This is a genomic window from Pseudofrankia coriaricola (genome assembly GCF_001854805.1).
Classification (GTDB): Bacteria; Actinomycetota; Actinomycetes; order Frankiales; family Frankiaceae; genus Pseudofrankia.
Map to the genome: position 1 here is coordinate 1 of NZ_MBLO01000001.1, position 24,750 is coordinate 24,750.

A 24,750-nucleotide genomic window follows, 5' to 3' on the forward strand; every position below is an offset into this window, starting at 1 on the left:
CCCCCGTGTCGGGGCGAGGCGCTGGGCGCGCTCGCCCCGTGTCGGGCGCTGAGCGCCCTCCCTAGGTGGTTCCGGGTCCTGGCATATGGCGGTGGTGGGGCTTGGACCGGGCTGACGAGGTGGCTGGGTTGGCGGTGCGCCGATGCGCTGTTACCAGGTGTGGCCGAGGTGCGCTTACTGGTCGCTGGGACGGCGTCGCGGGCCGCCGCGCGGCTGGACATCCGAGCCCATGGGATGTCGGTCGGTGGCCCGTCAGCCCGGCCAGCCCGGTGCGCCCGGCCAGCCAGCCAGTCCAGTGCGCTGGTTGCCGGTCGTCACCAACTCTGATTGCCTACGGGCATCAACGACAGATAAAGCATCTATCTGTCATCCGTGCACTGTCATCCGTGCACTGTCGCCCGCCGGTGGCGCCGCGCTCCGCCGGCGAGGCATGGAAGGTGGGCTGGTGACGTTCCCGCTGGCGGGCATCAAGGTGCTGGACTTCTCCGAGCACGGGTTCGTGCCGTCGGCCGCCGCCGCGCTCGCGGACTTCGGCGCCGACGTCATCAAGATCGAACGGCCGACCGGCGACCCGATGCGGCTGGTGCATCCGAACCAGCTGGTGCCGTCCGCGGACGGCGTCGAGTACATGTACGACCTGGTCAACCGCAACAAGCGCAGCATCGCGTTGGACGTGACGGTGCCGGCCGGCCGCGAGGTGCTCGAACGGCTGGTCCAGTGGGCCGACGTCTACATCACCAACCAGCTGCCCCGGGTACGCCGCAAGCTGCGCACCGAGCCCGCCGACCTGTTCGCCGTCAACCCGCGGCTGGTCTTCGCGAAGGGCCACGGCTACGGCCAGGCGGGACCGGACGCCGAGTCGGGGGGCTTCGACGGCGTCTCCTACTGGGCCCGCGGCGCGGTGGCCCACACGCTGACCCCGGACGGCGCGCAGGAGCCCATCGACCAGCGGCCCGCGCTCGGCGACATCCCGTCGGGGATGTTCCTCGCCGGCGGCATCTGCGCGGCGCTCGTGCACACCCTGCGGACCGGGCAGGGTGTCGTCGTCGACACCTCGCTGCTCGGCGCCGCCGCCTGGGCGCTCGGACCCGACCTGGCCTACGCGTCGGTCACCGGCCGGATGATGGACTCCGGCAAGGACCGCCCGCGCAGCCCGCTGACCTTTGCCTACCGGACCCGCGACGGCCGCTACCTCCAGCTGATCATGCTGGACGACGACCGCTACTGGGCGCAGGCATGTCGGGCGGTCGGCCTGCCGGAGCTGATCGACGACTACCCCGACGACGCCGCCCGCCGCCCGGCCTGGCCGGCGCTGCGGGAACGGTTCCGTGCCGCGGTCGCCGGTTTCGCCCGCGCCGAGCTCTCCGACCGGCTGCGCGCCGAGGGCTGCATCTTCTCCGTCTTCGCCGACCCGCCCGAGGCCGTGGCCGACCCGGCGGTCGCCGCCAACGGCTACCTGATGCCGCATCCGACGGTTCCCGGCCTGCGCCTGGCCGCCGCCCCCGTCCAGTTCGACGACGCCCAGCCCGCCATCCGCCGCCCGGCGCCGGGAATCGGCGAGCACTCGGGCGAGGTGCTGGCCGAGCTCGGCTATGGGCACGACGAGGTGGCCCGCCTCGCGACGGACGGTGTCGTCCGCCTGGCCGACTGACCGGCCGCCGCCAGGCGCCGGCCGCCTCTGCTGGTTACTGGGTGCGGACCGGCGCGCAAGCCCGCTGATCGGGCATCCGGGCGACGGCGGCGGCGTAGCGTGGCTACCGTTCGGTAGAGCGACGGCCGGCGTGGCCAGGACAAAGCTGGGTTTACCGGTCGAAGGCCCGGCCGGCCGGGCCAACCCTCGGCCGCCCGCAGTCCGTGCCAGGAGGAACGCGATGACCGCGACGACGCCCGTAGGCGCCTCCCCCACCGCGACGCCCACGCCCGCCGCCCCCGGCGCGGCCACCGGGCCGGGGCGCCGGCTCGACGCGGCGCTGCTGGCGCGGCTGGTCTCAGGCGTGACCGCCACCGGCGAGCCAACGACGGTCACCGCGCCGTTCACCGGCGAACCACTGGTCTCGTTGCCGCGGTCGACCGCCGACGACGTCCAGGCCGCCTACGCCGCGGCGCGGGCGGCGCAGGCCGCATGGGCCGCCACGCCTGTCCGCGACCGGTCCGCCGTCCTCGCCCAGCTGCACGATCTGGTCCTGAGCCGGCGGGACGAGGTGCTCGACATCCTGCAGTGGGAGACCGGCAAGGCGCGTGGGCACGCGTTCGAGGAGGTACTCGAGGTCGCCGCCTGTGCCCAGCACTTCAGCCGCCGGGCCCCCAGGCTGCTCGCGCCGCACCGCCGATCCGGCGCCTTCCCTGTGCTGACGCGGGCCGTAGAGTCACGCCGCCCGAAGGGCGTCGTCTGCGTGATCACCCCGTGGAACTACCCGCTGGCGCTGTCCGACGACGTCCTGCCGGCCCTGGTCGCGGGCAACGCGGTCGTGCAGAAGCCGGACACGCAGACGGCGCTGTCCGCGCTCTGGCTGCGCGAGCTGGCGATCGAGGCCGGCCTGCCGTCCGACCTGTGGCAGGTGGTGCTGGGCGGCCGGGACGCCATCGGCGACCCGCTGGTCGACGGCGCGAACTTCATCGCGTTCACCGGTTCGACCACCGCCGGCCGGACGATCGCCGCGCGCGCCGGCCAGCGGCTGATCGGGTGCTCCCTCGAGCTCGGCGGGAAGAACCCGATGGTCGTGCTCGCTGACGCCGACGTCGACAAGGCGGCCAGAGGGGCCGTCCGGGCCTGCTTCAACAACGCGGGGCAGCTGTGCGTCTCCATCGAACGGATCTACGTCGACCGTTCGGTCCACGACGCGTTCGTGCGGGCGTTCGCGGGTGAGGTCAACCGGCTCCGGCTCGGCGCCACCCTCGACTACACGACCGACATGGGCTCGCTCACCTACCAGCGCCAGCTCGACGCCGTCCGCGCGCACGTCGACGACGCGGTCTCCAGGGGAGCGACGGTGCTCGCCGGCGGCAAGCCGCGCCCCGACCTGGGTCCGCTGTTCCACGAACCGACGGTGCTCACCGACGTCACCCCCGACATGGCCCTCTACCGCGACGAGACGTTCGGGCCGGTCGTGGCGATCTACCCGGTGGACGGTGACGACGCCGCGGTCGCCGCGGCCAACGACACCGAGTACGGCCTGAACGCCAGCGTGTGGAGCCGCGACGCCGGCCGCGCCCGAGCGGTCGCGGCGCGCATCGACGCCGGCACGGTCAACATCAACGAGGGCTACGCGTCGGCCTACGGGTCGCAGGGGGCGCCCATGGGCGGCATGAAGGCCTCCGGTCTCGGCCGGCGCCACGGCGACGAGGGCCTGCTCAAACTCACCGAGCCTCAGACCGTCGCGAGCCAGCATCTCCTCGGTTTCGACCCGCCCCGTTTCCTCGGCCCCGACCGCTACGCCACGGTCCTCACCCACACCCTCACCGCCCTCAAGCGCCTCCACATCCGCTGAGACGAGGGCGCTGAGTCAGGAAGGGCACGACCTCGGCCAGGAACTGCTCCGGGCCACGGCTGTGCACCCGGTGGCCCACCGGGACCGTGACGAGCCGGGCGCCACGGATGGAACCCGCCGCCTCGACCAGCCGCTGTCGCGGTAGGTGGCTCGGCGCTACTTCCTGCCTCGACAGGGACGGCCCCTCGGTCGACTGCCTTCGTCCCGCCGATCGTGAAAGTGGCCACCGCGCGCCCTCGCGGGAGCACACGGGACGAGAATGCGATGGGGTACGGCCGCGTGCCCCGCTGTCGCGCACGTCCCCACCGCGTGCCCCACGAGGAGAGCGCTGCCATGGCGGGCCCGCTGGTCGAGACCAAGCTCTTCATCCCCAGGCCCCGGCGCGGCACCGTGGTCCGCCACCGGCTGAGCGAGCGCCTGAACCGTGGGGCCCAGACGAGGCTGACGCTCCTGTCCGCCCCCGCCGGCTTCGGAAAGACGACGCTGCTGGCCCAGTGGCTGGCGGACGCGGCGGCGGACCGGCGGCCTGTGGCGTGGCTGTCCCTCGACGAGAGCGACGGCCAGCCCACCCCGTTCTGGACCTACGTGCTCACCGCCCTGCAGAGGGCCGTACCGGGCCTCGGCGCCGGCGTGCTCCCGCTCATGCAGACGGCCCAGCCGCCGGTCGAGGCAGTCCTGTCCACCGTGATCAACGAGCTGAGCGCCGTGCCGGACGACATTCACGTCGTCCTGGACGACTACCACCTGGTCGACGGGCCCGGCATCCAGGCCGGCATGACGTTCCTGCTGGAGCACCTCCCACCCCAGGTGCACCTGCTGATCAGCACCCGGGCCGACCCCGCACTGCCCCTGGCCCGGTTACGCGCACGCGGCGAGCTGGTCGAGATACGCGCCGCCAACCTGCGCTTCACCCTGGACGAGGTCGCGGCCTACTTCAACGAGGCCAGCGGGCTGAATCTCGCCAAGAAGGACCTCGCGGCCCTGGAGGGTCGCACCGAGGGATGGGCTGCCGCACTCCAGCTGGCCGCGCTCTCGCTGCGGGGACGAGCCGACGTCGCCGGCTTCATCGCTGGTTTCACGGGCGACAACCGGTACATCGTCGACTACCTCGTCGAGGAGGTCCTGCGGCGCCAGCCGGACCATATCCGGGAATTCCTGCTCCAAACCTCCGTGCTGGACCGGCTGACCGGGCCACTGTGCGACGCCGTCACCGCGCGGAACGACGGCAGAGCCATGCTCGAGTCGCTGGAGCGCGCCAACCTTTTCGTGATCCCGCTCGACGACAACCGGCAGTGGTATCGCTACCACCACCTCTTCGCGGACGTCCTGCGGACCCATCTAAGGGATGAACGACGCGACGACCTTCCTGACCTGCATCTGCGCGCGAGCCGGTGGTACGACCAGAACGGGGAGCCGTTGCCGGCGGTCCGCCACTCCCTGGCCGCCGGCGACGTCGAACACGCGGCGGGTCTGATCGAGCTGGCCATTCCCGCTCTCCGCCGGAACAGGCAGGAGGGCGCGATTCGTGGCTGGATCGACGCCGTCCCCGACGCGGTGGTTCGCGTCAGGCCGGTGCTCGCCGCCGGTTTCGCCGGGGCGCTAATGATGACAGGCGAGTTCGAAGGCGTCGAAGAACGACTCCGGGACGCCGAGCAATGGCTGGAGGAACCCACCACCGACCTCAGCGGAGCCCCTGCGCCAGCCCCGGCAGCAGGGATGGTCGTCCTCGACGAGCAGGAGCTTGCCCGCCTTCCGGGGACGATCCAGCTGTACCGTGCGGCGCTGGAACTGGCGCGGGGCGACGCGGTCGCCACCGTCAGGCACGCCCAGTCGGCGATCGAGCGGTCGGCCGACGACGACCATCTGACCCGGTCCGCGGCGTCGGCTCTCTCGGGACTCACGTTCTGGGGCGGCGGCGACCTGGGCGCCGCGCACGCGGCCTACTCCGCGTCCATCCAGGGGTTGCGGCGGGTCGGACACGTCTCCGACGTGCTCGGCTGTTCGATCACGTTGGCGGACATCCGAATCGCGCAGGGTCGCCTCGACGAGGCGCTGCGCACCTACCAGGAGGCACTGCGGCTCGCCGCCGCCGATGCCGGCCCAGAGCCGCGAGGAACGGCGGACATGTACGTGGGGATGAGCCAGATCGCCCACGAGCGCGACGACCTGGACACGGCCGCCGCGCACCTTTCGCGCAGCCGCGAGATTGGAGAGCACGCCGGGCTGCCGCAGAACGCCTACCGGTGGCGAGTCGCGATGGCCCGGATCCGGGAGGCCCGCGGAGACCTGGGCGGCGCGCTCCAGCTGCTCGACGAGGCACAGCGTGTGTACACGGGCGACCTCTCCCCGAACGTGCGGCCCATCCCGGCCTTGCATGCGCGCATGCTCGCCGCCCACGGCCAGGTGGGCGAGGCTCTCAGCTGGACGCGCGATCAGCACCTTTCCGCCGACGACGACCTGTCCTACCTGCGCGAGTACGAGCACATCACGCTGGCCAGGGTGCTGCTGGCGCAGTATGCGGCCGACCGTTCAGAGGTTTCCCTTGACGGGGCGACCCGGCTCCTGGAACGCCTGCTGACGGCGGCCCAAGAGGGCGGGAGAGGCGGAAGCGCCATCGAGATCCTGGTCCTTCAGGCACTCGCCCACCATGCACGCGGCAACACCCCCGCCGCGCTCGAGACGCTGGGACACGCGCTTTCCCTCGCCGAACCAGCGGGCTACGTGCGCGTGTTCACCGACGAGGGACCATCCATGACCACTCTGCTGAGGGCCATCGCACCGTCGCGGGCTTCATCGACGTACGTTCGTCGCCTCCTGGCCGCCCGCGAGCGCGCCGACGGAACCAGCTCCGTCGGCGACCGCGGGAATACCTCCGCCAATCAGGCCACACACCGCGTGCAGGGCCTCCTCGAACCGCTGAGCGAGCGCGAGCGGGACGTGCTCCGGATGCTCGGGACCGACCTCGACGGGCCGGCCATCGCGCGCCAGCTGTTCGTATCCCTGAACACGCTGCGGACGCACACAAAGAACATCTACGCCAAGCTCGGCGTCAGCAGCCGGCGCGAGGCGGTACGCCGGGCCGGAGAGCTCGGCCTGCCGTAGGCGGATCACCAGGCCGCTCACCACTTGTGGTGATGTCCGCTCACCACATCGCTTCCTACCTTGCCCTTGCCGTCATCCCGAAGGTCCGCACACCGGCGGACCCACCGGGCGGGCAGGGCAGGAGGAGCACCATGAGCGACCCACCACCCGACCGGCCGGGCCACGGCCCCCACCGGTACGAGATCCGCGTCGACGGACATCTCAGCCCCCGTTGGGCCGCCTGGTTCGGCGACCTGACGCTGACGGCGATGAGCGACGGCACCACCGTGCTGCGCGGCCCGGCCGTGGACCAGGCCGCGCTGCACGGCCTGCTGCGCAAGGTGCGCGACGCCGGACTGCCGCTGCTCTGCGTCACCCAGGTCGGCTTGGCTCCGCCGACGCCTCCGCCACCGATCCCCGATGATCCGCATGCTGGAGAATGACATGACGACCACCGTCCAGGACCGTCCCACGGCGCGCGTCCCGATGAGCCGGGCGAGGAAAACCGCGTTCGTCGCGGGCGCCTTCTACCTCATCACCTTCATCGCCTCGATCCCCGCGTTGTTCCTGATTCAGCCGGTGCTGGACAACCCGGACTACATCATCGGCGCCGGCGAGGACACCCGCGTGATCCTGGGCTGTCTCCTGGACATGATCAGCGCCGCCGCCTGCGTCGGCACGGCCGTCGCGTTGTTCCCCGTGGTCAGGCGACAGAACGAGACCCTGTCGCTGGGGTTCGTGACCACTCGGGTGCTCGAGGCCGCCATCATCATGATCGGCGTCGTCTGCCTCCTGGCCGTCGTCACCCTGCGGCAGGACCTGGCCGGCACCGCGAATGCCGACACAGCCACCCTCGTGACCGCCGACCGATCCCTCGTCGCGGTGCGGGACTGGACGTTCCTGCTCGGCCCCGGCATCGTCCCGAGCCTGAACGCCCTGCTGCTCGGCTCGCTCCTCTACCAGTCCAGGCTCGTGCCGCGCGCCATCCCGACGATCGGGCTCATCGGAGCTCCGTTGCTCCTCGCCGCCCACCTCGCGACCCTGTTCGGCCTGACCGCGGTCGACTCGGTCTGGTCGGGCCTCGCGACCGTCCCCGTGGCGGCGTGGGAGCTCGCGGTCGGCGTCTGGATGATTGTCAGAGGCTTCAGGCCCTCGCCCATCCTCTCGGCCGCCGTCCCCGCTGTGGCGTAGCCAGCCTGCCCACGGGCGCGCGCCGCAGTATCTGACACTGCGCCGCGCGCCCGAGTGGTGCGTCGGCGGTGAGACCGGTCGCCCTCAGGCCTCCGGTGCCGGCGTCGTCCAGAGAGACGAGATCGGCGCCGCCCGCAGGCGAGGGCCAAAATGGAAGACCTCGGGGCCGGCGTACAGCACGTAGCCGGCCTGGAAACGGTCACCGATCTGCTCCTGCAGTCGGCGCAGCCCGCGGAAGTCCTCGGCGCGCACCGTCGCCGCCGCCTTAACCTCGACACCGACGACCTCCCCGGAGCCTCGTTCCAACACGGCGTCGACCTCGTTGCGGTCACGGTCGCGATAGTGGAACAGCGAGACCCGCGCCTGCGCCCAGGTCAGCTGCCGCGCCAGCTCGCCGAGCACGAAGTTCTCGATCAGCGGCCCTACGTTGGCTGTCGGGTACGACGCGCGCCGCAACGACATGGACATCAGGTGCCCCGCCAGGCCGGAGTCCACGAATATGACCTTCGGCGTTCCGACAGCTCGCGTCGTCAGGTTGTTGGACCAGGCCGGTATCCGCTCGATCACACAGGCCAGCTCCAGCGCCGCCAGATGCCGCCGCACCGTGGTCGCGGGCAGGGATAGGTCACTGCTCAGCCGGGCTGGGACCAGGAGTCCGCCAGCGGTCGCCGCCAGGGCCTTGACAAGCTGGCGCAGCTCCTCCGTGCGTTCGATCTCGGATATCTGCCGGATGTCGCGCTCGATGAGATCAGAGATGTAGGAGTCGAAGAACCTCGCCCGCCGGCGGGTGTCCACGCGATGCACGGCCTCGGGAAACCCGCCTCGCAGCGCCAACGCTATGTAGTCGGTGCGGCCCAGCGTGCCGCGCGCCAGAACCGGCTCGTCCGACTCGAACACGGCATCGACGAATCCATCGAAGCCGCCGTCGATCTCGCCCTGGGCCAGTGGCCAGAGCGCCACGGTCTCCGACCGGCCGGGAAGAATGTCCGGGATCCCCTTCAGTCCCCACAGCCGCGCCGAACCGGTGAGCAGGAAACGGCCGGGACGTGGGTCCCGGTCGACCTTGTGCTTGATCGCCAGCAGGAGGTCCGGCGCCCGCTGGATCTCGTCGATGACCAGCAGGCCCGCGAAGTCGACGAAGCTGGCTGGGTCGGCGGCGGCGGCGGTCCTTGCCAGGTCGTCATCCAGGTAGTAGGTCCGCGTGTCGTCGCGGGCGTCGACCACGATCTCGGCAAGCGTGCTCTTACCGACCTGCCGCGCCCCGTTGATGACGACCACACGCGTGTCAGCGAGTGCCTCCGACACCATCGCCGTCGCATGTCTCGGAAAGAGGTCAAGACTCCGCTGCCCTGGCACCACTGCGCGCTCCCCTCGCCAAGAGGCCCACCGCACCGGAAGCCCCCGCAGCGATCATCACCTGATCGACAGGTGGCCGTCGGCATTGGCATGGCCGGCCACCAGACCTGACACGGTCAATCTGCCGTCATGATCACGGTCAGTCTGCCGCATCCTACACGGTCAATCTGCCGTCATGATCACGGTCAGTTTGCCGCAGGGGACGCGGTCGGTCTGCCGGCGTGGCGGGCTGACATCAGCAGGTGTGAGTCAGGGGGCGAGGTCGTCCATAGCGCGGTAGAGACGCTCTTCGGAGACCGGATAGGGGGTGCGCAGCGTCTGGGCGAAGAGGCTGACGCGGAGCTCCTCGATCATCCAGCGGATGCGCCGCAGGTCGGGGCCGGGCGGGGTGCCCGGCGGGAGGAGGTCCACCGCCAGTTCGTCGTAGGCGGCGTGGACACGGGCGATCGTGGCCAGCTTGGGCTGCTCGCTGGCCACGTCGGCGGGGAGACGGTCCAGGCGGCGCAGGGCGCCGGTCAGGTAGCGCGCCAGGTCGTCGAGACGGTCGGCGCCGGTGGCCGTGACGAAGCCCGGGTAGACGAGCGCGGCGAGCTGGCGGCGCAGGTCGTCGAGGCTCGCGGTGAGCGCCGGGGTGAGCTTGACGGCGGTCCGCGTACCGACGCCGCCCTGGGCGGCGGCGAACGCCGAGGACAGCGACCGCAGGTCCTTGACCTGGACGGGGCGGCCCGCTGGGCGACCCATTGACGAACCGCCCGCTGGCGAACCGCCCGCCAGCGCCTCCGTCCTCGTCTTCACGTCGTTGGCGAGGATGAGAACCCGTTCGACGGACCGGACGACGTCAAGGGAGCGCTCGGGCAGGTCGGCGCGGACCGCGTCTCGTAGCCGTTCGAACCCGGCCTCGTCCCACACCGGGCCGCCCGCCTCGGCGATCAGCGCGTCGGCGGCCGCGGCGACCGCGTCGTCGAGCAGCTCGCCGACGCTCGCGTGCGGATGATGGCGCAGGGCCAGCTTCGACGCGTTCGAGAGCTGGGTGTTGATATACCGCACCGGTGACGCCACCGACGCGAGAAGCAGGGCCCTGGTACCGACGGGATGGGCCCGGCTCTGCTCGGCCTCGGTCGCCAGCACTCGCAGCGCGGCACCCCCGGAAGGCTCGGCCACCAGCGTGGGGTAGCCGCGGACCACGTGACGCCCGGACCTGCGCTCGACGGTGCGCGGGATCGTGCCCAGGTCGCCCCAGCCGGTCAGGCCGTTCCGTTCCAGGCTTCCGCCGGCGGCCGACACCGCCGCCGTCAGCTTCGGCGCCAGCTGGCGCTTGAGCTCGTCGAGGTCCTTGCCCTCGGCGAGCGCCCCGGACGGCCGCTCGGCGTGCCCATCACGCCCGTCACGCCCGTCACGCTGCTTCTGGCCGTCGTAGACGCGGAACGTGATCCTCAGGTGCGGCGGCAGCCGGCTCAGGTCCCAGTCCGTGCGGGAGACGGTCGTGCCGCCGCCGATCCGGTTCAGCTCGCGTTCGACGACGGCGAGCAGCGGGCCGTCGGCCGGGCCGACGCGGTCCAGCACCGCGCGCGCGTAGTTGGGCGCGGGGACGAAGCTGCGCCGCAGCGCCTTCGGCAACGAGCGGATCAGCTCGGTGACGAGGTCCTCGCGCAGCCCGGGCACTTGCCAGTCGAAACCATCCGGCTCGATCTGGTTGAGGATCGCGAGTGGGATGTGCGCCGTCACGCCGTCGGCGGCCGAGCCGGGCTCGAACTGGTAGGTCAGCGCGATCCGGTGCTCGTCCCCGGGCCGGCCGGGCCAGAAATCCGGGAAGTCCGCGGCGCTCACGCCCGTCGCGCCCGGGTTGACGAGCATCTCCGGGTCCAGGACGAGCAGGTCGGGCGTACGCGGACGGGTCTTCTTCCACCAGGCGTCGAAATGGCGGCCCGAGACGACGTCCGCGGGTATGCGCGCGTCGTAGAAGTCGAAGATCGTCTGGTCGTCGACGACGATGTCGCGACGGCGGGCGCGGTGCTCGAGCTCCTCGGCGTCCGCGAGCAGCCGCCGGTTCTCGGTGAAGAACGCGTGCCGCGTCTCCCAGTCGCCCTCGACGAGGGCGTGCCGGATGAACAGCTCCCGGCAGAGAACGGGATCGATCGCGCCGTAGTTGACCGTCCGCGCGGCCACGATCGGCACGCCGTACAACGTCACCTTCTCGGTGGCGACGACGGCGGCGGCCCGGCGCGACCAGCGCGGCTCGCTGTGGGAACGGCGGACCAGGTGCCCCGCGAGCGGCTCGACCCACTCAGGCTCGATCTTGGCCGCGACCCGGCCCCACAGCCGCGACGTCTCGACCAGCTCGGCGGCGACCACCCAGCGCGGCGGCTTCTTGAAGAGCGCCGAGCCGGGGAAGACGGCGAACCGGGCGCCGCGCGCGCCCAAGTAGTCCCGCTTCTCCGGGTCGAACAGGCCGACGTGCGACAGCAGGCCGGTGAGCAGCGCGGCGTGCACCTGCTGGGGGCTCGCCGGGGTGGCGTTCGTCGACAGGCCCAGTGAGCGGGCCGACTGGCGCAGCTGGCCGTGGACGTCCTGCCATTCCCGTACCCGCAGGTAGTGCAGGAACTCGGTACGGCACAGCTTGCGGAACTGGTTGGACGACAGTTCCGCGGCTTTCTCCCGCAGGTAGTTCCACAGGTTCAGGTAGCCGAGGAAGTCCGACGTCGGCTCGGTGAACCGGGCGTGTTTCTCCGCCGCCGCCTGCTGGGCGTCGGGCGGGCGCTCGCGCACGTCCCCGACGGCCAGGGCCGCGGCGATGATGAGCACCTCGGCGAGCGCGCCCTGCTCCTCCGCCGCGACGATCATGCGGGCCAGCCGCGGGTCGATCGGCAGCCGGGCGAGCCGGCGTCCGAGCGGCGTCAGCCTCGGCGTGCGCTCACCACCGCCGCGCGCCTCGTCCCCGCCACCCGGTCCGCCGTCCGGTCCGCCACCTGAGGCGGCCCCACGGCCGGCGTCGCCGGCGTCGGGCGCGCCGGTCTCGGCGTCGGCGGCCGGTTTCGCCGGAGTGGGCAGCCGTCGCGGCGACTCGAACGCGCCAAGTTCATGGAGCAGCGCCATGCCGTCGGTGACCTGGCGAGGGTCGGGCGGGTCGAGGAACGGGAAGTCCGCGACCTCGCCAAGCCCCAGCGACGACATCGACAGAATCACCGACGCGAGGTTGGTGCGCAGGATCTCCGGGTCGGTGTATTCCGGCCGGGTCTCGAAGTCCTCCTCCGAGTAGAGGCGGACGCAGATGCCGGCGGACGTCCGTCCGCAGCGTCCGGCCCGCTGGTTCGCCGACGCCCGCGACACCGGCTCGATCGGCAGCCGCTGCACCTTCAGCCGGTGGCTGTACCGGGAGATCCGGGCCGTGCCGGCGTCGATGACGTACTTGATTCCCGGGACGGTCAACGACGTCTCGGCGACATTCGTCGCGAGCACGATCCGCCGGCCCTGATGCGACTGGAACACCCGGTGCTGCTCGGCGGCGGACAGCCGCGCGTACAGCGGCAGGATCTCCCGGGGCAGTAGCTCCCTGCTCGGCCGGCGGCCCAGCGCGTCCGCGGTGTCACGGATCTCCCGCTCCCCGGAGAGGAAGACGAGGATGTCGCCGGGCCCTTCGTCCGACAGTTCGTCGACGGCGTCGCAGATCGCGGTGACTACGTCCCGGTCGGGATCGGCGTCCGGGTCGTCCGGGTCGATGACGGGCCGGTAGCGGACCTCGACCGGATAGGTCCGGCCGGACACCTCGATGATCGGCGCGTCGCCGAAGTGCCGGGAGAACCGCTCCGTCTCGATCGTCGCCGAGGTGATGACGACCTTCAGGTCCGGCCGGCGCGGCAGGATCCGGTGCAGGTAGCCGAGGATGAAGTCGATGTTGAGGCTGCGCTCGTGCGCCTCGTCGATGATGAGCGTGTCGTACTGGCGCAGCAGTCGGTCCGTGGTCAGCTCGGCGAGCAGGATGCCGTCGGTCATCAGCTTGACCAGCGTGTCCTCGCCGACCTTTTCGGTGAACCGCACCTGGTAACCGATGATCCCGCCCAGGCGCTCTGTACCCGGCCCCTGGGCGCCCGTCTCCTCGGCGATCCGGTCGGCGACGGTGCGGGCGGCCAGCCGCCGCGGCTGGGTGTGCCCGATCATCCCGGTGACACCGCGGCCGAGCTCAAGGCAGATCTTCGGGATCTGCGTCGTCTTGCCCGAGCCGGTCTCGCCGGCCACGATGACGACCTGGTTGTCGCGGATCGCCGCGAGGATCTCGCCCCTGCGCTGGCTGACCGGCAGTTCGTCCGGGTACTTCAGCGCCGGCACGGCGTCGCGGCGCAACGCGACGCGAATCTCCGCCGTCTCGACCTCGCCGGCGATCTCACCGACCGCGCGGGCCCGCGCCTCGGCGTCCAGATCGTGGCGGACGGCGTCGAGGCGCCGCGCCAGCCGGTGCCCGTCGCGCGGCATCAGCGCCGGCAGCCGCGCCGACAGCCGCGCGAGCTCCGCCCGCTCGGCCGGCCCGAGGTCAACGGGCCGGCCGCCGTCGCGCTGCTTCCCCACCGGCCCGCGTCCCGACGCCCCACCATCGCCACGGCCGCCACCGGCCGCGTCACCGCCCGAGCGACCCGACGCTCCCGGCCGGCGCCTCCGGCCCGGACGACCAGCCCGCTCCGGCCCTCCACGGCCGCCCGTGGCCGAAGCCGCCGAAGCGGCCGGCCGGTCCGTCTGGGCGGCGGCGGGGTCGACGGCACTGCCGGTCAGCGATTCGACCGGCTGCTGGGCGTGCGGCAACGTCACGGCGCGAGCGGAGTCCATGTTTCCTGAGCAGGGTTTACAGCGGCAATCGAGGGTCTCACAGCCCGGCTACGCCAAGGCGGTCACGGCGGGCGACTCGCGACGCATCATGCGGCGCCCCCGCCCCGCATGTCAGACGCATGCGTCCACCATGGATATTCCCGCCGCGCCGCCGCCGCAAGCCAATATCGAGCCCCCGCGGACTGGGAGGCGCGCTCGGCGCCCGACGGCCGGGCGCCCCAGCGCCCGGCCACGCCGGTCACGCGACGCCGGTCACGCGACGCCGGTCAGGCAACGCCGGAGGCGGCAGGCTCCAGCCTCATCTCAGCGGCCGTCGCCTCGGTAACCGTCGCCGGCCTGGCGACCGGGCTGGGCACGAGAGGCGCCGCGCCGTTCCCCCGCCAGGACGGCCGGGCGTCGGGGTCCGGTGGCAGCGACGGCGAGAAGTCGTCCCCGAGGCGGCTGATCGCCGTCCTGGCAAAGATCTGCTGATGTGTCACGGTCCGCTCCGAGCGGCCCCGGCCGACGAAGCTGACGGCCCAGTGCAGCAGCGTCGTCACGCGGTGCTTGAAGCCGATGATGTAGACGAGGTGCACAGCCAGCCACATCAGCCATGCCAGGAAGCCGGTGAGCTTCAGCCTGCCGATGCTGGCAACGGCGCTGAACCGCGAGATCGTCGCCATGCTGCCCTTGTCGTGGTACTTGAACAGCTTGCCGGACTGCCGGCCCTCGATCCGGGCCCGGATGTCCCGCGCCGCGTGCCGGCCGCCCTGGATGGCGACCTGGGCCACTCCCGGCAGCCGGTTCAGCGACATCATGTCGCCGATGACATACACCTCCGGGTGGCCGGGCAGGGTCAGGTCCGGTTCGACCTCGACCCGGCCGGCGCGGTCAAGTCCCGCGCCACTCTGCTCGGCGAGCTGCCTGCCCAGCGGGCTCGCCTGCACTCCGGCCGCCCACACCTTGCAGACCGACTCGATGCGCCGCCTGGTGCCGTCGGCCTCCTTGACCTCGATACCAGTCCCGTCGACGTCGGTCACCATCGCGCCGAGCTGAACCTCGACGCCCAGCTTCTCCAGCCGCTCGGCGGCGTAACCGCCGAGCTTGTCACCGAAGGCGGGAAGCACGACGGGAGCCGCATCGAGAAGCACAATCCGCGCCTTGCGCGGGTCGATGTGGCGGAAATCCTTACGGAGGGTCCGGTGCGCGAGCTCGGCGATCTGGCCGGCCATCTCCACACCGGTCGGGCCGGCGCCGACAACGACGAAGGTGAGCAGCCGCTCAATATCCGCCTCGTCGGTGGACGCCTCCGCCAGCTCGAACATGCCGAGAATGCGGCCGCGCAGCTCGAGGGCGTCGTCGATGCTCTTCATCCCGGGCGCGTGCTCGGCGAACTGGTCGTTACCGAAATACGACTGCCCGGCGCCGGCGGCGACAATCAGGCTGTCGTAGTGGTGCACGGCCGTGCGGCCGACCAGTTCCGACGTGACGGTCCTCGCCTCGAGGTCGATGTTGGTGACCTCACCGAGCACGACCCGGGCGTTGCGCTGACGGCGCAGCACCTCACGGGTCGACGGGGCGATCTCCCCCTCCGAGAGGATCCCGGTCGCGACCTGGTAGAGCAGCGGCTGGAAGAGGTGGTGGGATGTCTTCGCGACTATCGTGACGTCAGCCCACGCGCTGCGAAGCGCCTGGGCGGCGAACAGTCCACCGAACCCGGAGCCAATGACCAGGACGCGGTGCCGGTAGACACCACCCTCGGTCGCGCCGACATCGGTACCACTGGTGGTAACAGTGTTCGCGGTCACAATTCCTCTCCACTCATCCACTCATCCACTCGGGCGAGCGCGGTTTCCTCCGTTCCACAAGACCATCTCACAAGAACGCCGAAGAGTGGCAGCCGCACCGGAGTGAGCTTCAACCCGCGGGCCGCTCGCATACGCCAGGCGACCCTGTAGCAGAAATCACACCCGGGGGAATGTCGGCCGTATCACGACCTCCGAACGGTCCCGATCACCTCGCCGACCCGCCACCCACCGGTGGCCGCCAGTCGCCGGAGAAACCGCCGCAATTACTCTCTTTCCAAGCAGAACCAGACAACGTCTATTCCGCGGCGCACACGTCGGCCAGGCTTCGCCGACGCCTTCGGCCGCCGGGCCGCCCCTGGCCATCGCCCGCGCGGGACGAGGGCCGGAAGGCAATGGGAACGGCCAGGTCAAAGCCGCCCGGCCGGGCTGCCTCTCGACGGCATGGCCGCGCCCGCGGCGCCACCGGGTGGCGCCGCGGCTCCCGCGTCGGTCGACCCGGCGCCCCCGGGTGCCAGGTCGACCGACGCCGGACGCCGAGCGCGACCGGGTGCCGCCGGTCAGGCGCCCGGCTGCGGGACGATGCGCAGGTAGGGCTTCGGCGCCTCCCAGCTGCCGAAGAGCTCCTTGGCCTGGTCGTTGTTGACCGAGCCGGCGATCACGACGTCCTCGCCCTGCTTCCAGTTCACCGGCGTGGCCACCTTGTGCTTCGCCGTGAGCTGCAGCGAATCGATCACCCGCAGGACCTCGTCGAAGTTGCGGCCGGTCGTCATCGGGTACACCAGGATGAGCTTGATCTTCTTGTCCGGCCCGACGACGAACACGTTGCGCACGGTCTGGTTGTCCGCGGCCGTGCGGTCGGATGGGTCGCCGCTGACGTCCGCGCCCAACATGCCGTAAGCCTTCGAGATCGTGAAGTCGGCGTCCCCGATCAGCGGGTAGTTGGGCGCGGTGCCCTGCGTCTCCTCGATGTCCTTGGCCCAGCCCTCGTGCAGCTCGACCGGGTCGACCGACAGGCCGATGATCTTCACGCCGCGGCGGTCGAACTCGGGCTTGATCGAGGCGACGTAGCCGAGCTCGGTCGTGCAGATGGGCGTGAAGTTCTTGGGGTGCGAGAAGAGCACGGCCCAGGAGTCGCCGATCCAGTCGTGGAAGGAGATCGGGCCCTCCGTGGTCGCGGCCACGAAGTCGGGCGCGGTGTCACCAATCGTCAGAGTCATCGTTGTCTCCGTCTATCTACAAGGAGGTCCGGCGCGCACGGCGTCCGGGTCTGTCGGGGTCAGTGGCGACTCTACGGACGCGCCGATCCCTGAGCGGCCTCCTGACACAGCGACTGCCCGCGGCCGAGAGCGGGCCACCCAGAACGGCTACCGCGCCCTCTCCTACGGCGCCGCTACCACCTCGAACCGCGCCGCGGCGTTCCCGGCCGTATTGACCTCGGCGCGCGGTTCGAGCGGCCGGCAACTCCTTGGTCAGTGCCGCCCGCTCTCAGGCCACGGTGAGCTCCACGGCGGCAAACGAGTCGACATGCGGATAGGCGCCGAGCGCGTGCGCGTACGGCTCCCCGGGACGGGCGACGCCGATCGTGGTCCAGCCCGCGGCGCCGGCCGCGTCCAGCTCGCTGGGGCGGTCGGTGAGGAAGAGGAGGCGGGCCGGCTCGACTCCGAGTGTGGCGGCTATCCGCGCGTAGGAGGCGGGGTCGCTCTTCGCGCCCGCCGAGGAAGGAACCGATCAGCGCCGCGTTGGTGGTCGCCAGGGCCACCGTCGTCGGGTCGTCCGCCGGCCAGGTCGTCAGAGCGGTCATCCGTGCCTCCTCGATCCGAGCCACCGTCCCCCAGACGGGACCCGCTGATCGTCCGACCGACGGAAAACCCGAGTCAAGGAGCGGGCACCATCGTGACGTCCCGGTGACAACGCCGTGGCATCGGCACTACCCGCTTGACCGGGGCCGGGCACGATCCGCATAGTGCCGGCATGTCGGAGCCGCCAGACCCAGACCCGAGCGGGTCCGCACCGCTGGCCGGCTCCAGCTGGCCTCCGCCGCGGCCAGCCCCCCGGCCACCGCACCGTTGGCCACCGCCGTCTCCCGACCTCTCCGCACTGTCGCACGCGCCATCCCCATCGTCGCGGTCTGTCCAGCCCTTGCCGCGGCCATCCGCGCCGCGGCCGCGGCCGGCGCGGCAGTCGACGACACCGCCGGAGGCGGCCGCCGCGGCGGCGCGGGAGGCGAGCCCGCGCCCGGTCGCCTGGACGGGCGCATCCGTCCGCCTGCTGGATCAGACCCTGTTGCCGGACCGTCTCGCGGACGTCGATATCCACCGGGTCGACGACCTGGTGGCCGCCATCCGCCGGCTCGCCGTCCGCGGCGCGCCCGCGCTCGGGATCGCTGGTGCCTACGGCGTCGCCCTCGCGATCGTGCAGGCGGCGCGTGAAGGCTGGGACGGCTCCACGTTCACCGCCGCCGTCGGCCGACTGCACGCCGCCAAGCCGACGGCGCTCGCGCTCGCGCAGGGCGTCGACGCCGCCTATGCCGTCGTCGACGACGGCCTGGACGCCGTCGTCGCGGTCGGGCGTGCGCTCGCCGAGGCCGACGAGCGGGTGAACCGGGCGATCGGCCGCCACGGCGCCGACTGGATCATCGGCCGCCTTGGCGACCGTCCGCTGCGCGTTCTCACCCACTGCAACACCGGCGCGCTGGCCACCGCCGCCTGGGGCACCGCCCTCGGGATCATCCGCGAGCTGCACGCCCGCGGCCGGGTCGAGCTGGTCTACGTCGACGAGACCCGGCCGTTGCTGCAGGGCAGCCGGCTCACCGCCTGGGAGCTGGCCCAGGCCGGCATCGACTACCGGGTGCAGGTGGACGGCGCGGCGGCCGGCACGATCGTCGGCGGCCTCGTCGACGTGGCCATCGTCGGCGCCGACCGCATCGCGGTGAACGGCGATGTCGCGAACAAGGTCGGCACCCTCGGCGTGGCGCTGGCCTGCGCGCACGCCGGCATCCCGTTCGTCGTCGCCGCCTCGGCGTCGACCGTGGACGAGGACCTGCCCAGCGGCGCCGGCATCCCGATCGAGCAGCGCGGCGACGACGAGGTGCTGGCCTGGGCCGCCCGCCGCGTCGCCCCGCCCGGCGCCCGCGCCCACAACCCGGCTTTCGACGTCACCCCCGCGACCCTGGTCAGCGCCCTCGTCACCGAGCACGGCCCGGTCCACCGGCACTGACCGTGCTGGACCAGTCCGCGCGATCGTCCGACACTGGTGGTCATGAGGCATACCGAACGGGCGGTCGACGGGCGGTCCGGATCCGCCGTCGGCCGGGTCGCTGACCAGTCGGCCGGTGACGGCACGCCGCGAGCCGACGGTTCGGTACGACGCCACACCATCGAGGACGTCGCCGCGCTCGCGGGGGTGTCGCGCGCGACCGTCTCCCGTGTCCTCAACGGCAGCACCCACGTCATCCCGGCGACCAGGAGCCGGGTGCTCGCCGCGGCCGACGAGCTCGGCTTCGTGCCGAGCCTGGCCGCTCGCGCGCTCGCCGGTGGGCGGGGCGACCGGGTCGCCATCGTGGCGATCTCGCATCCCTGGTGCCCGGAGGAGGACCGGTTCTTCGGCACCGTCGCCTACGCCGCCGCGCAGGAGGCCGGCACGGCGGGCCTCGGTGTCTTCCTGCACAGGCTGGAGCATGGGGACGGCGCCGGGTTGCGGGACCTCGCCGCCGACCGCGCGCTCGCCGGCCTCATCGTCATCAACCCCAGCCGTGGGGCACTCGCGGCGCTGCCGCGCCAGGTACTGCGCCGCACTGTCACGCTCGGGGTCTGCTCGCCGGACGTCGCGGCGGTCGACGTCGACAACCCGCGCGCGTCGCGGGCCGCGCTCACGCACCTGACCGGGCTCGGCCGGCGGCGCATCACGCTGGTCGCGGGCCCGGACGACCTGCCGTGCGTACGGGAACGGACCGAGGCCTACCTCAGCCACCAGGCCGCACTCGGTCAGCCGCGCAGGCTGGTACGTTCCCGGCTCGGAGTGCCGGACGCCGCCGCGGCGCTCGGTGCCGCGTTCGAGTCCGCCGGCGCACCGGACGCGATCTTCGCCGCCCACGACGGGCTGGCCACGGCGGTCGTCGAGGTGTGCCGCGAGTGTGGGCTGCGCCTCGGCGACGACGTGGCGATCGTCGGGTTCGACGACGACCCGGCGCCACCGGGCGCGCGGCGGCACGCGTACGCGGCCGTGCGCAGCCCGGTGCCCGGCATCGCGGCGAGCGCCCTGCGGATGGTCGCCTCCGGCGACACCCACGCGGAACAACGCACACTGCCGCCCGCCGAGGTCGGAATCACCACGTTGACCACCTAGCACGGCCACGCCTCCGCGTCATCCCACCCGGAAGCCCGGTGACCAGCCGCGAGTCTCGGCACGGCAGGCGACCGGAGGGTCAGGTGACCGAAGGGTCAGACCCTCGAGACCAGGGCGCAGAGCCAGTCGACGGCCTCGACGATGTCCCGCACGGTCAGCTCGCCCTTGTCGCCACCGGAGCCGGTGACGGCGAGCCGCAGCGGTTCCCGGCCGAGCACGACGGACAGGTTCCCGGAGGTCGCGCGCATCCAGCCGAGCCCGGCGAACCGCGCCGCCTCGGCGACCAGCGCCGCCGCCTCGGCGGCGAGGCGTTCCTCATGCCCCGCCGTCCCGCGCGGCGTCGTCCCCCATCGGTCACGCCTCGACACTGGCACAACCGTCCGAGGCGGTCCTGGTGTCCGACAAGGCAACGCCGTACGGCATTCTCGCTGGCGCCGTCGGCGGGTCAGGCAGCCATGATCTGGTCTGGTCAGGCCAGCGGCAGGTAGGCGCTGGCGACGGCGTCGCGGTTGGCCTCGGCCTCGGCCGCCGTGCCCGACCAGGCGAGCCGGCCGTGGCGCAGGACGTGGACCTGGTCAGCGATCGTCAGGGCGCTGCGGACGTGCTGCTCGACGAGCAGCACGGCCAGGCCCTCGTCGGCGGCGGCGCGCACCGCGGTCAGCAGCCGGGTGACGATCTGGGGGGCGAGCCCCAGCGAGAGCTCGTCGGCGAGCAGCGCGGTCGGTCGGCGAGCCAACGCCCTGGCGAGGGTCACCATCTGCTGCTGACCGCCGGAGAGCAGGCCGGCCTTGCGGTCGAGGTGCTGCTCCAGTTCGGGGAACGTCGCGAGCGCCAGCGCGGGGTCGCAGCGACCGACGCGCAGGTTCTCGCGCACGGTCAGACTCATGATCACAGAGCGGTCCTCGGGGACGAGGCTCAGCCCGGAGCGGGCGCGCCGGTGCAGCGGCGCCGTCGTCGGGCTGCCCGCCCAGTGCACCTCGCCCGCGTGCGGCGCGAGCGCCCCGGCGAGCGTGAGCAGCGTCGTCGTCTTCCCCGCGCCGTTCGGCCCGAGCAGGACGACGACCTCGCCCGCGCGCACCTGGATGTCGAGCCCACGGACGACGGGCGCCCCGCCGTAGCCGGCCGACAGCCCGTGTGCCGCGAGCACCGGAGGCCTGACGAGCATCGGCCGCGCCCGGCGGCCACGCCCGGCCAGCTGCCTGACCACACCTGCCTTCGCGCTCATCGGGCGGCCCCCGGCGCCACCGGCTCGCCGGCCAGGCCCGGCTCGCTGGCGCGCTCGGCCAGCGGCCGCTGGGCGGGAGCGCGCCGCCTGGGCGGGACGGTGACCTTCTCCCCGAGGTAGGCCAGCTGCACCATCGGGTCGTCACGGACCTGCGCGGGGGTGCCCTCGGCGATGGTCTTGCCGGCGTCGAGGACGACGACCCGGTCGCAGACGGACATGACGACGTCCATGTCGTGCTCGTTCAGCAGGATGCCCAGGCCCCACTCGTCGGCGAGCCGGCGCAGCAGGGCCGCGACCTCGGCGCTCTCGTGCTCGTCCAGCCCGGCGCAGGGCTCGTCGAGCAGCAGCACCGATGGGCGGGCGGCGACCGCCCGCGCGATCGCGAGCAGCCGGCGCCGGCCGTAGGGCAGCTCGGTGACGGTGCGGGTGAGGTCGCCGGCCAGCCCGAATGCCTCGATGGCCGCGCGCGCCGCCGGCGGCAGCACGCTCGTGCGCGGCCAGAACAGGTTCGTCAGGTAAGCGCGCAGGTCTCGCGGGTCACTCGCGGCTTCGATGTTCTCCAGCACGGTCAGGTCCTCGAAGAGCTCGAGGTTCTGGAACGAGCGCTGGACGCCGCGCCGCGCCCGCCGGTGCGCGGGCAGCCGGTCGAGCCGGTGCTCGCCGAGCGTCAGCTGCCGTGCTCTGGCTGGGGTGTAGCCGGTGATCGCGTCGATCACGGTGGTCTTGCCGGCGCCGTTCGGGCCGATCAGGCCGACGATCTGGCCGGGCGTGACCCGCAGGCTCACGTCGTCCACGGCGGTGACGGCGCCGAATCGGACCGTCAGCCCCCAGATCGACAGCGTCGCCGGCCGGATCACCCCCACGCCGCCCGCGAGCGCGGCAAGCCTCGCGGCGCGCGCGCCCGCGGCCGCGCCGGCCGCGCCGCCGGTGGTGGTGGTTGTGGTGGCGGCGGGCGGCTCGGCGGGCGCCACGACAGTGGCGGCGTCCGGCACACCCGGTGCCACGGCTGGCTCGACACCCGCCGGGCCGGCCAGCAGCTGGGCGAGCCGGCGGCGCTCGCGCGCCGCGCGCGCCGCCCTCCTCGACGGCGGCGTGCAGCGGGCGGCCACGGCGCTGGCCAGGGCCGCGTTGCCCGGCGCCATCCCGCCGCCGGAGGTGGCCAGGATGGCGACGAGGACGACGCCGCCGATCAGCGGCACGTACCGGTCGAGCTGGGTCAGCCAGTCGAGCACCCAGCCGCTGACCCCGAGCGCGACAGCCGCGAGCACCACCGCGCCCGCCCACGGCCAGAGCCGCCGGATGGCCGGCCGCGCCGAGGCCGGCCGGCCGGCACCTGCCCGCCCGTCGGCCCCCGGCGTGGCCGCGTCGTCCATGCCAGCCGTGCCAGCCGCCTCGTCCGCGCCGGCCGCCTCGCCGTCAGCCGCGTCCGGCGCCGCGCCGCGCGGCCGGCGGGAGCCGGCGCCAGCACCGACGCCGAAGCCGACCACCGCGCCCAGCAGGACGATCATCGTCCTGGCGAACGCCGCCACATCGGTCAGCAGCTTCCCGAGCCACGCCCCGAACCGGGTACCGAGCGTGCCCGCCGCCCAGGCGGCGCCGGCGAACGCGCCGCTGACCCAGCCGACACCGCCGAGCACCGCGAACGCGATCAGCAGGATCGAGCTGAACGGCGAGAACGTTATGCCGCCGTAGTCGATGTTGCCGCGCGAGCCATAGAGATAGAAGGCATAGAGCACGCCGCCGAACCCGGCGATCGCGGCCGACAGCGCGAACGCGTAGAGCTTCGCGCCGACGACGCTGATCCCGAGCGCCGCCGCGGCGCGCTCGTTGGTCCGCACCGCGATAAGCCGCCGGCCCGCTCGCCCGCGGCGCAGGTTCGCCACCGCGACCGCGAGGACGACGAACGAGATGACGACGAGCGTCGCGAACGCTCGCGGCGCCACGACCGTGTCCAGGCGGACACCGAACAGCCGCGCGTGCCCGACGGCGGTGCCCTCCGTCTGGCCGAGCTCGCCGAGCGCCGCCGCGACCGAGCCGGGCGGCGGCGGCGTGTGGTAGCCGCGCTGGAAGAGGATCGCGTCCGCGGCCGCGCCAAGGCCGAGGGTGACGACGGCGAGCTGCAGGCCACGGGTGCGCAGCGCGGGCAGCGCGAACAGCACCCCGAGCGCCGACGTCCCGAGGATGCCGAGCGCGAGCGCCGCCTCCAGCGGCCAGCCGTGGACCGCCACGAGCCGGCCGGCGATCAGCGCGGCCACCCCGGCGAAGGCGAGCTGGGCAAGCGAGAGCTGACCGGTGAAGCCGACCAGCACGACGACCGAGAGGATGAGGATCGCCCACAGCGCGTTGGCGTTCAGCGCGTTCACCCAGTCCACCGGCAGGGCGTACCAGACCAGGCAGATCGCGGCGGTGACGGTCAGCACGAGCGCCGGCCAGTGGATTCGGCCGCTGCCCAGCGCCGGGAGCCGCTCGCTCACGTGCCCCCGGTCGGGGATGTGCCGGCCTCGGATCGCCAGGTAGAAGACGATCACGATCAGTGGGATCGCCCGGTCGACACCGCGCCAGGCCGGATGCCGGGTGATCAGCTGAACCTGCGTCTCCACCTCGACGACCGCGAGCACGAGCGAGGCGACGAACACGGCCGGCAACGAGCGGAACCCGGCCAGCAGGCCGATCGCGAGCACCGGCACGATCAGCAGCATCAGGTTCGGCGCCGACAGCGGCATCTGCAGCGGGGCGAGCAGCACACCGGCGAGACCCGCGAGCGCGGCCCCGAGCGTCCAGGCCCCGGCGGCGACCAGGTCGGGCGACCAGCCGAACGTCGCGGCCGCCCGCGGGTTCTCGGTGACGGCCGTGGCCGCGAGCCCGATCGTGGTATGCCGGAACAGCGCCCACAGCGCCACGAGGACCGCCGCGACGACACCGAGCCGGACGAAGACGTCCCAGCCGACCGGCATGCCGGCGAGCGTCACCTTGCCTGTCGGCAGCACGGTCGGCGCGGTACGGACCGGCGTGCCGTACATCAGCGTGAGCGCCGACTGCAGGATGATCAGCAGCCCGAGCGTGGCCATCACCCTGGTCAGCGCCGAGCCGTCGCGCATCGGGCGCATCACCAGAAGGTGGAAAATCAGGCCGATGAGCGCCGTCGAGACGACGGCGGCGAACGCGGCGAGCCAGACAGGCAGGCCCCACACCTCGGCGACGCCGTGGAACGAGTATGCCGCCCAGGCCAGCAGCGCGCCGTGAGCGAGGTTAAGCACGCCCGCGCCGCGCTGGACCACCACGATCCCGGCCGTCATCAGCGCGTACAGGCCGCCGGTGCCCAGGCCGAGCAGTGCGTAGCCGATCGCGTCGTTCACCGTGGCCCACCTTCACTACCGGAAACGCGGTACCGGCACGCCGGGAACCGACGACGCGTCATGGCCAGCAAACCAGCGCCTCCGCCGCATTTCTGTGTCGAGAAGCC

General features: G+C 72.6%; 14 protein-coding genes and 1 pseudogene. 7 read left to right on the top strand and 8 right to left on the bottom strand.

All coding sequences use genetic code 11. The features are described from left to right. Positions 1-445 precede the first annotated feature (445 nt). The 5 genes from BCD48_RS00005 to BCD48_RS00025 all read left to right on the top strand — a co-directional run bounded on the left by BCD48_RS00005 (position 446) and on the right by BCD48_RS00025 (position 7,760). Positions 446-1,651 (top strand): CaiB/BaiF CoA transferase family protein, encoded by a 1,206-nt coding sequence (locus tag BCD48_RS00005; protein WP_071046132.1) that lies wholly within the window; start codon positions 446-448, stop codon positions 1,649-1,651. Positions 1,652-1,871: 220 nt separating this feature from the next. Then, complete coding sequence (locus BCD48_RS00010) at positions 1,872-3,488, top strand: succinic semialdehyde dehydrogenase (protein ID WP_071046133.1); 1,617 nt, start codon at positions 1,872-1,874, stop codon at positions 3,486-3,488. A gap of 333 nt (positions 3,489-3,821) precedes the next feature. Next, positions 3,822-6,590 carry a winged helix-turn-helix domain-containing protein gene (locus BCD48_RS00015; RefSeq protein WP_071046134.1) on the top strand — a complete coding sequence of 923 codons (2,769 nt, stop codon included), beginning with the start codon at positions 3,822-3,824 and terminating at the stop codon, positions 6,588-6,590. Between the two features lie 131 nt (positions 6,591-6,721). Then, complete coding sequence (locus tag BCD48_RS00020) at positions 6,722-7,012, top strand: DUF8691 family protein (protein ID WP_071046135.1); 291 nt, start codon at positions 6,722-6,724, stop codon at positions 7,010-7,012. 1 nt (position 7,013) lies between these two features. Continuing rightward, positions 7,014-7,760 carry a DUF4386 domain-containing protein gene (locus tag BCD48_RS00025; RefSeq protein WP_071046136.1) on the top strand — a complete coding sequence of 249 codons (747 nt, stop codon included), beginning with the start codon at positions 7,014-7,016 and terminating at the stop codon, positions 7,758-7,760. An 84-nt stretch (positions 7,761-7,844) separates the two neighbouring features. Here the strand turns inward: BCD48_RS00025 and BCD48_RS00030 are convergent, their stop codons facing one another. From BCD48_RS00030 to BCD48_RS45140, 5 genes and pseudogenes are all read right to left on the bottom strand, one after another. Next, positions 7,845-9,068, bottom strand: coding sequence for an ATP-binding protein (locus BCD48_RS00030; protein ID WP_071046137.1), 1,224 nt, complete (start codon positions 9,066-9,068; stop codon positions 7,845-7,847). Between the two features lie 297 nt (positions 9,069-9,365). Beyond that, the gene (hrpA, locus tag BCD48_RS00035) at positions 9,366-13,676 is read right to left on the bottom strand and encodes an ATP-dependent RNA helicase HrpA (protein ID WP_083417948.1); all 4,311 of its coding nucleotides are present in this window, start codon (positions 13,674-13,676) and stop codon (positions 9,366-9,368) included. A gap of 521 nt (positions 13,677-14,197) precedes the next feature. Next, positions 14,198-15,718, bottom strand: coding sequence for an NAD(P)/FAD-dependent oxidoreductase (locus tag BCD48_RS00045; RefSeq protein ID WP_083417950.1), 1,521 nt, complete (start codon positions 15,716-15,718; stop codon positions 14,198-14,200). Positions 15,719-16,275: 557 nt separating this feature from the next. After that, positions 16,276-16,935, bottom strand: coding sequence for a peroxiredoxin (locus BCD48_RS00050; RefSeq protein ID WP_071046140.1), 660 nt, complete (start codon positions 16,933-16,935; stop codon positions 16,276-16,278). 268 nt (positions 16,936-17,203) lie between these two features. Continuing rightward, a pseudogene (locus BCD48_RS45140) lies at positions 17,204-17,410 on the bottom strand (acireductone synthase); the annotation flags it as partial. Positions 17,411-17,857: 447 nt separating this feature from the next. Here BCD48_RS45140 and mtnA point away from each other — a divergent pair. Both mtnA and BCD48_RS00060 read left to right on the top strand, forming a co-directional pair. Next, on the top strand, positions 17,858-18,934 hold the full coding sequence (mtnA, locus tag BCD48_RS00055) for an S-methyl-5-thioribose-1-phosphate isomerase (RefSeq protein WP_241841396.1): 1,077 nt from the start codon (positions 17,858-17,860) through the stop codon (positions 18,932-18,934). A 42-nt stretch (positions 18,935-18,976) separates the two neighbouring features. After that, positions 18,977-20,062 (top strand): LacI family DNA-binding transcriptional regulator, encoded by a 1,086-nt coding sequence (locus BCD48_RS00060; RefSeq protein WP_083417951.1) that lies wholly within the window; start codon positions 18,977-18,979, stop codon positions 20,060-20,062. A gap of 95 nt (positions 20,063-20,157) precedes the next feature. On the opposite strand, the gene BCD48_RS56285 is transcribed toward BCD48_RS00060, so the two are convergent. From BCD48_RS56285 to BCD48_RS00075, 3 genes are all read right to left on the bottom strand, one after another. Then, positions 20,158-20,430 carry a class II aldolase/adducin family protein gene (locus BCD48_RS56285; RefSeq protein ID WP_071046141.1) on the bottom strand — a complete coding sequence of 91 codons (273 nt, stop codon included), beginning with the start codon at positions 20,428-20,430 and terminating at the stop codon, positions 20,158-20,160. A gap of 101 nt (positions 20,431-20,531) precedes the next feature. Then, positions 20,532-21,227, bottom strand: coding sequence for an ABC transporter ATP-binding protein (locus tag BCD48_RS00070; RefSeq protein WP_071046197.1), 696 nt, complete (start codon positions 21,225-21,227; stop codon positions 20,532-20,534). A 56-nt stretch (positions 21,228-21,283) separates the two neighbouring features. Then, a complete protein-coding gene (locus BCD48_RS00075; RefSeq protein ID WP_071046142.1) occupies positions 21,284-24,643 on the bottom strand; it encodes an ABC transporter permease subunit in 3,360 nt (1,119 codons plus the stop codon). Between the last annotated feature and the right edge of the window lie 107 nt (positions 24,644-24,750).

Bases quoted from the DNA above. Each gene is read 5' to 3' on its own strand.
- BCD48_RS00010 (WP_071046133.1), top strand. From the start codon at position 1,872: ATGACCGCGACGACGCCCGTAGGCGCCTCCCCCACCGCGACGCCCACG.
- BCD48_RS00015 (WP_071046134.1), top strand. From the start codon at position 3,822: ATGGCGGGCCCGCTGGTCGAGACCAAGCTCTTCATCCCCAGGCCCCGG.
- BCD48_RS00020 (WP_071046135.1), top strand. From the start codon at position 6,722: ATGAGCGACCCACCACCCGACCGGCCGGGCCACGGCCCCCACCGGTAC.
- BCD48_RS00025 (WP_071046136.1), top strand. From the start codon at position 7,014: ATGACGACCACCGTCCAGGACCGTCCCACGGCGCGCGTCCCGATGAGC.
- BCD48_RS00030 (WP_071046137.1), bottom strand. From the start codon at position 9,068: ATGGTGTCGGAGGCACTCGCTGACACGCGTGTGGTCGTCATCAACGGG.
- BCD48_RS00050 (WP_071046140.1), bottom strand. From the start codon at position 16,935: ATGACTCTGACGATTGGTGACACCGCGCCCGACTTCGTGGCCGCGACC.
- BCD48_RS00060 (WP_083417951.1), top strand. From the start codon at position 18,977: ATGAGGCATACCGAACGGGCGGTCGACGGGCGGTCCGGATCCGCCGTC.
- BCD48_RS00070 (WP_071046197.1), bottom strand. From the start codon at position 21,227: ATGCTCGTCAGGCCTCCGGTGCTCGCGGCACACGGGCTGTCGGCCGGC.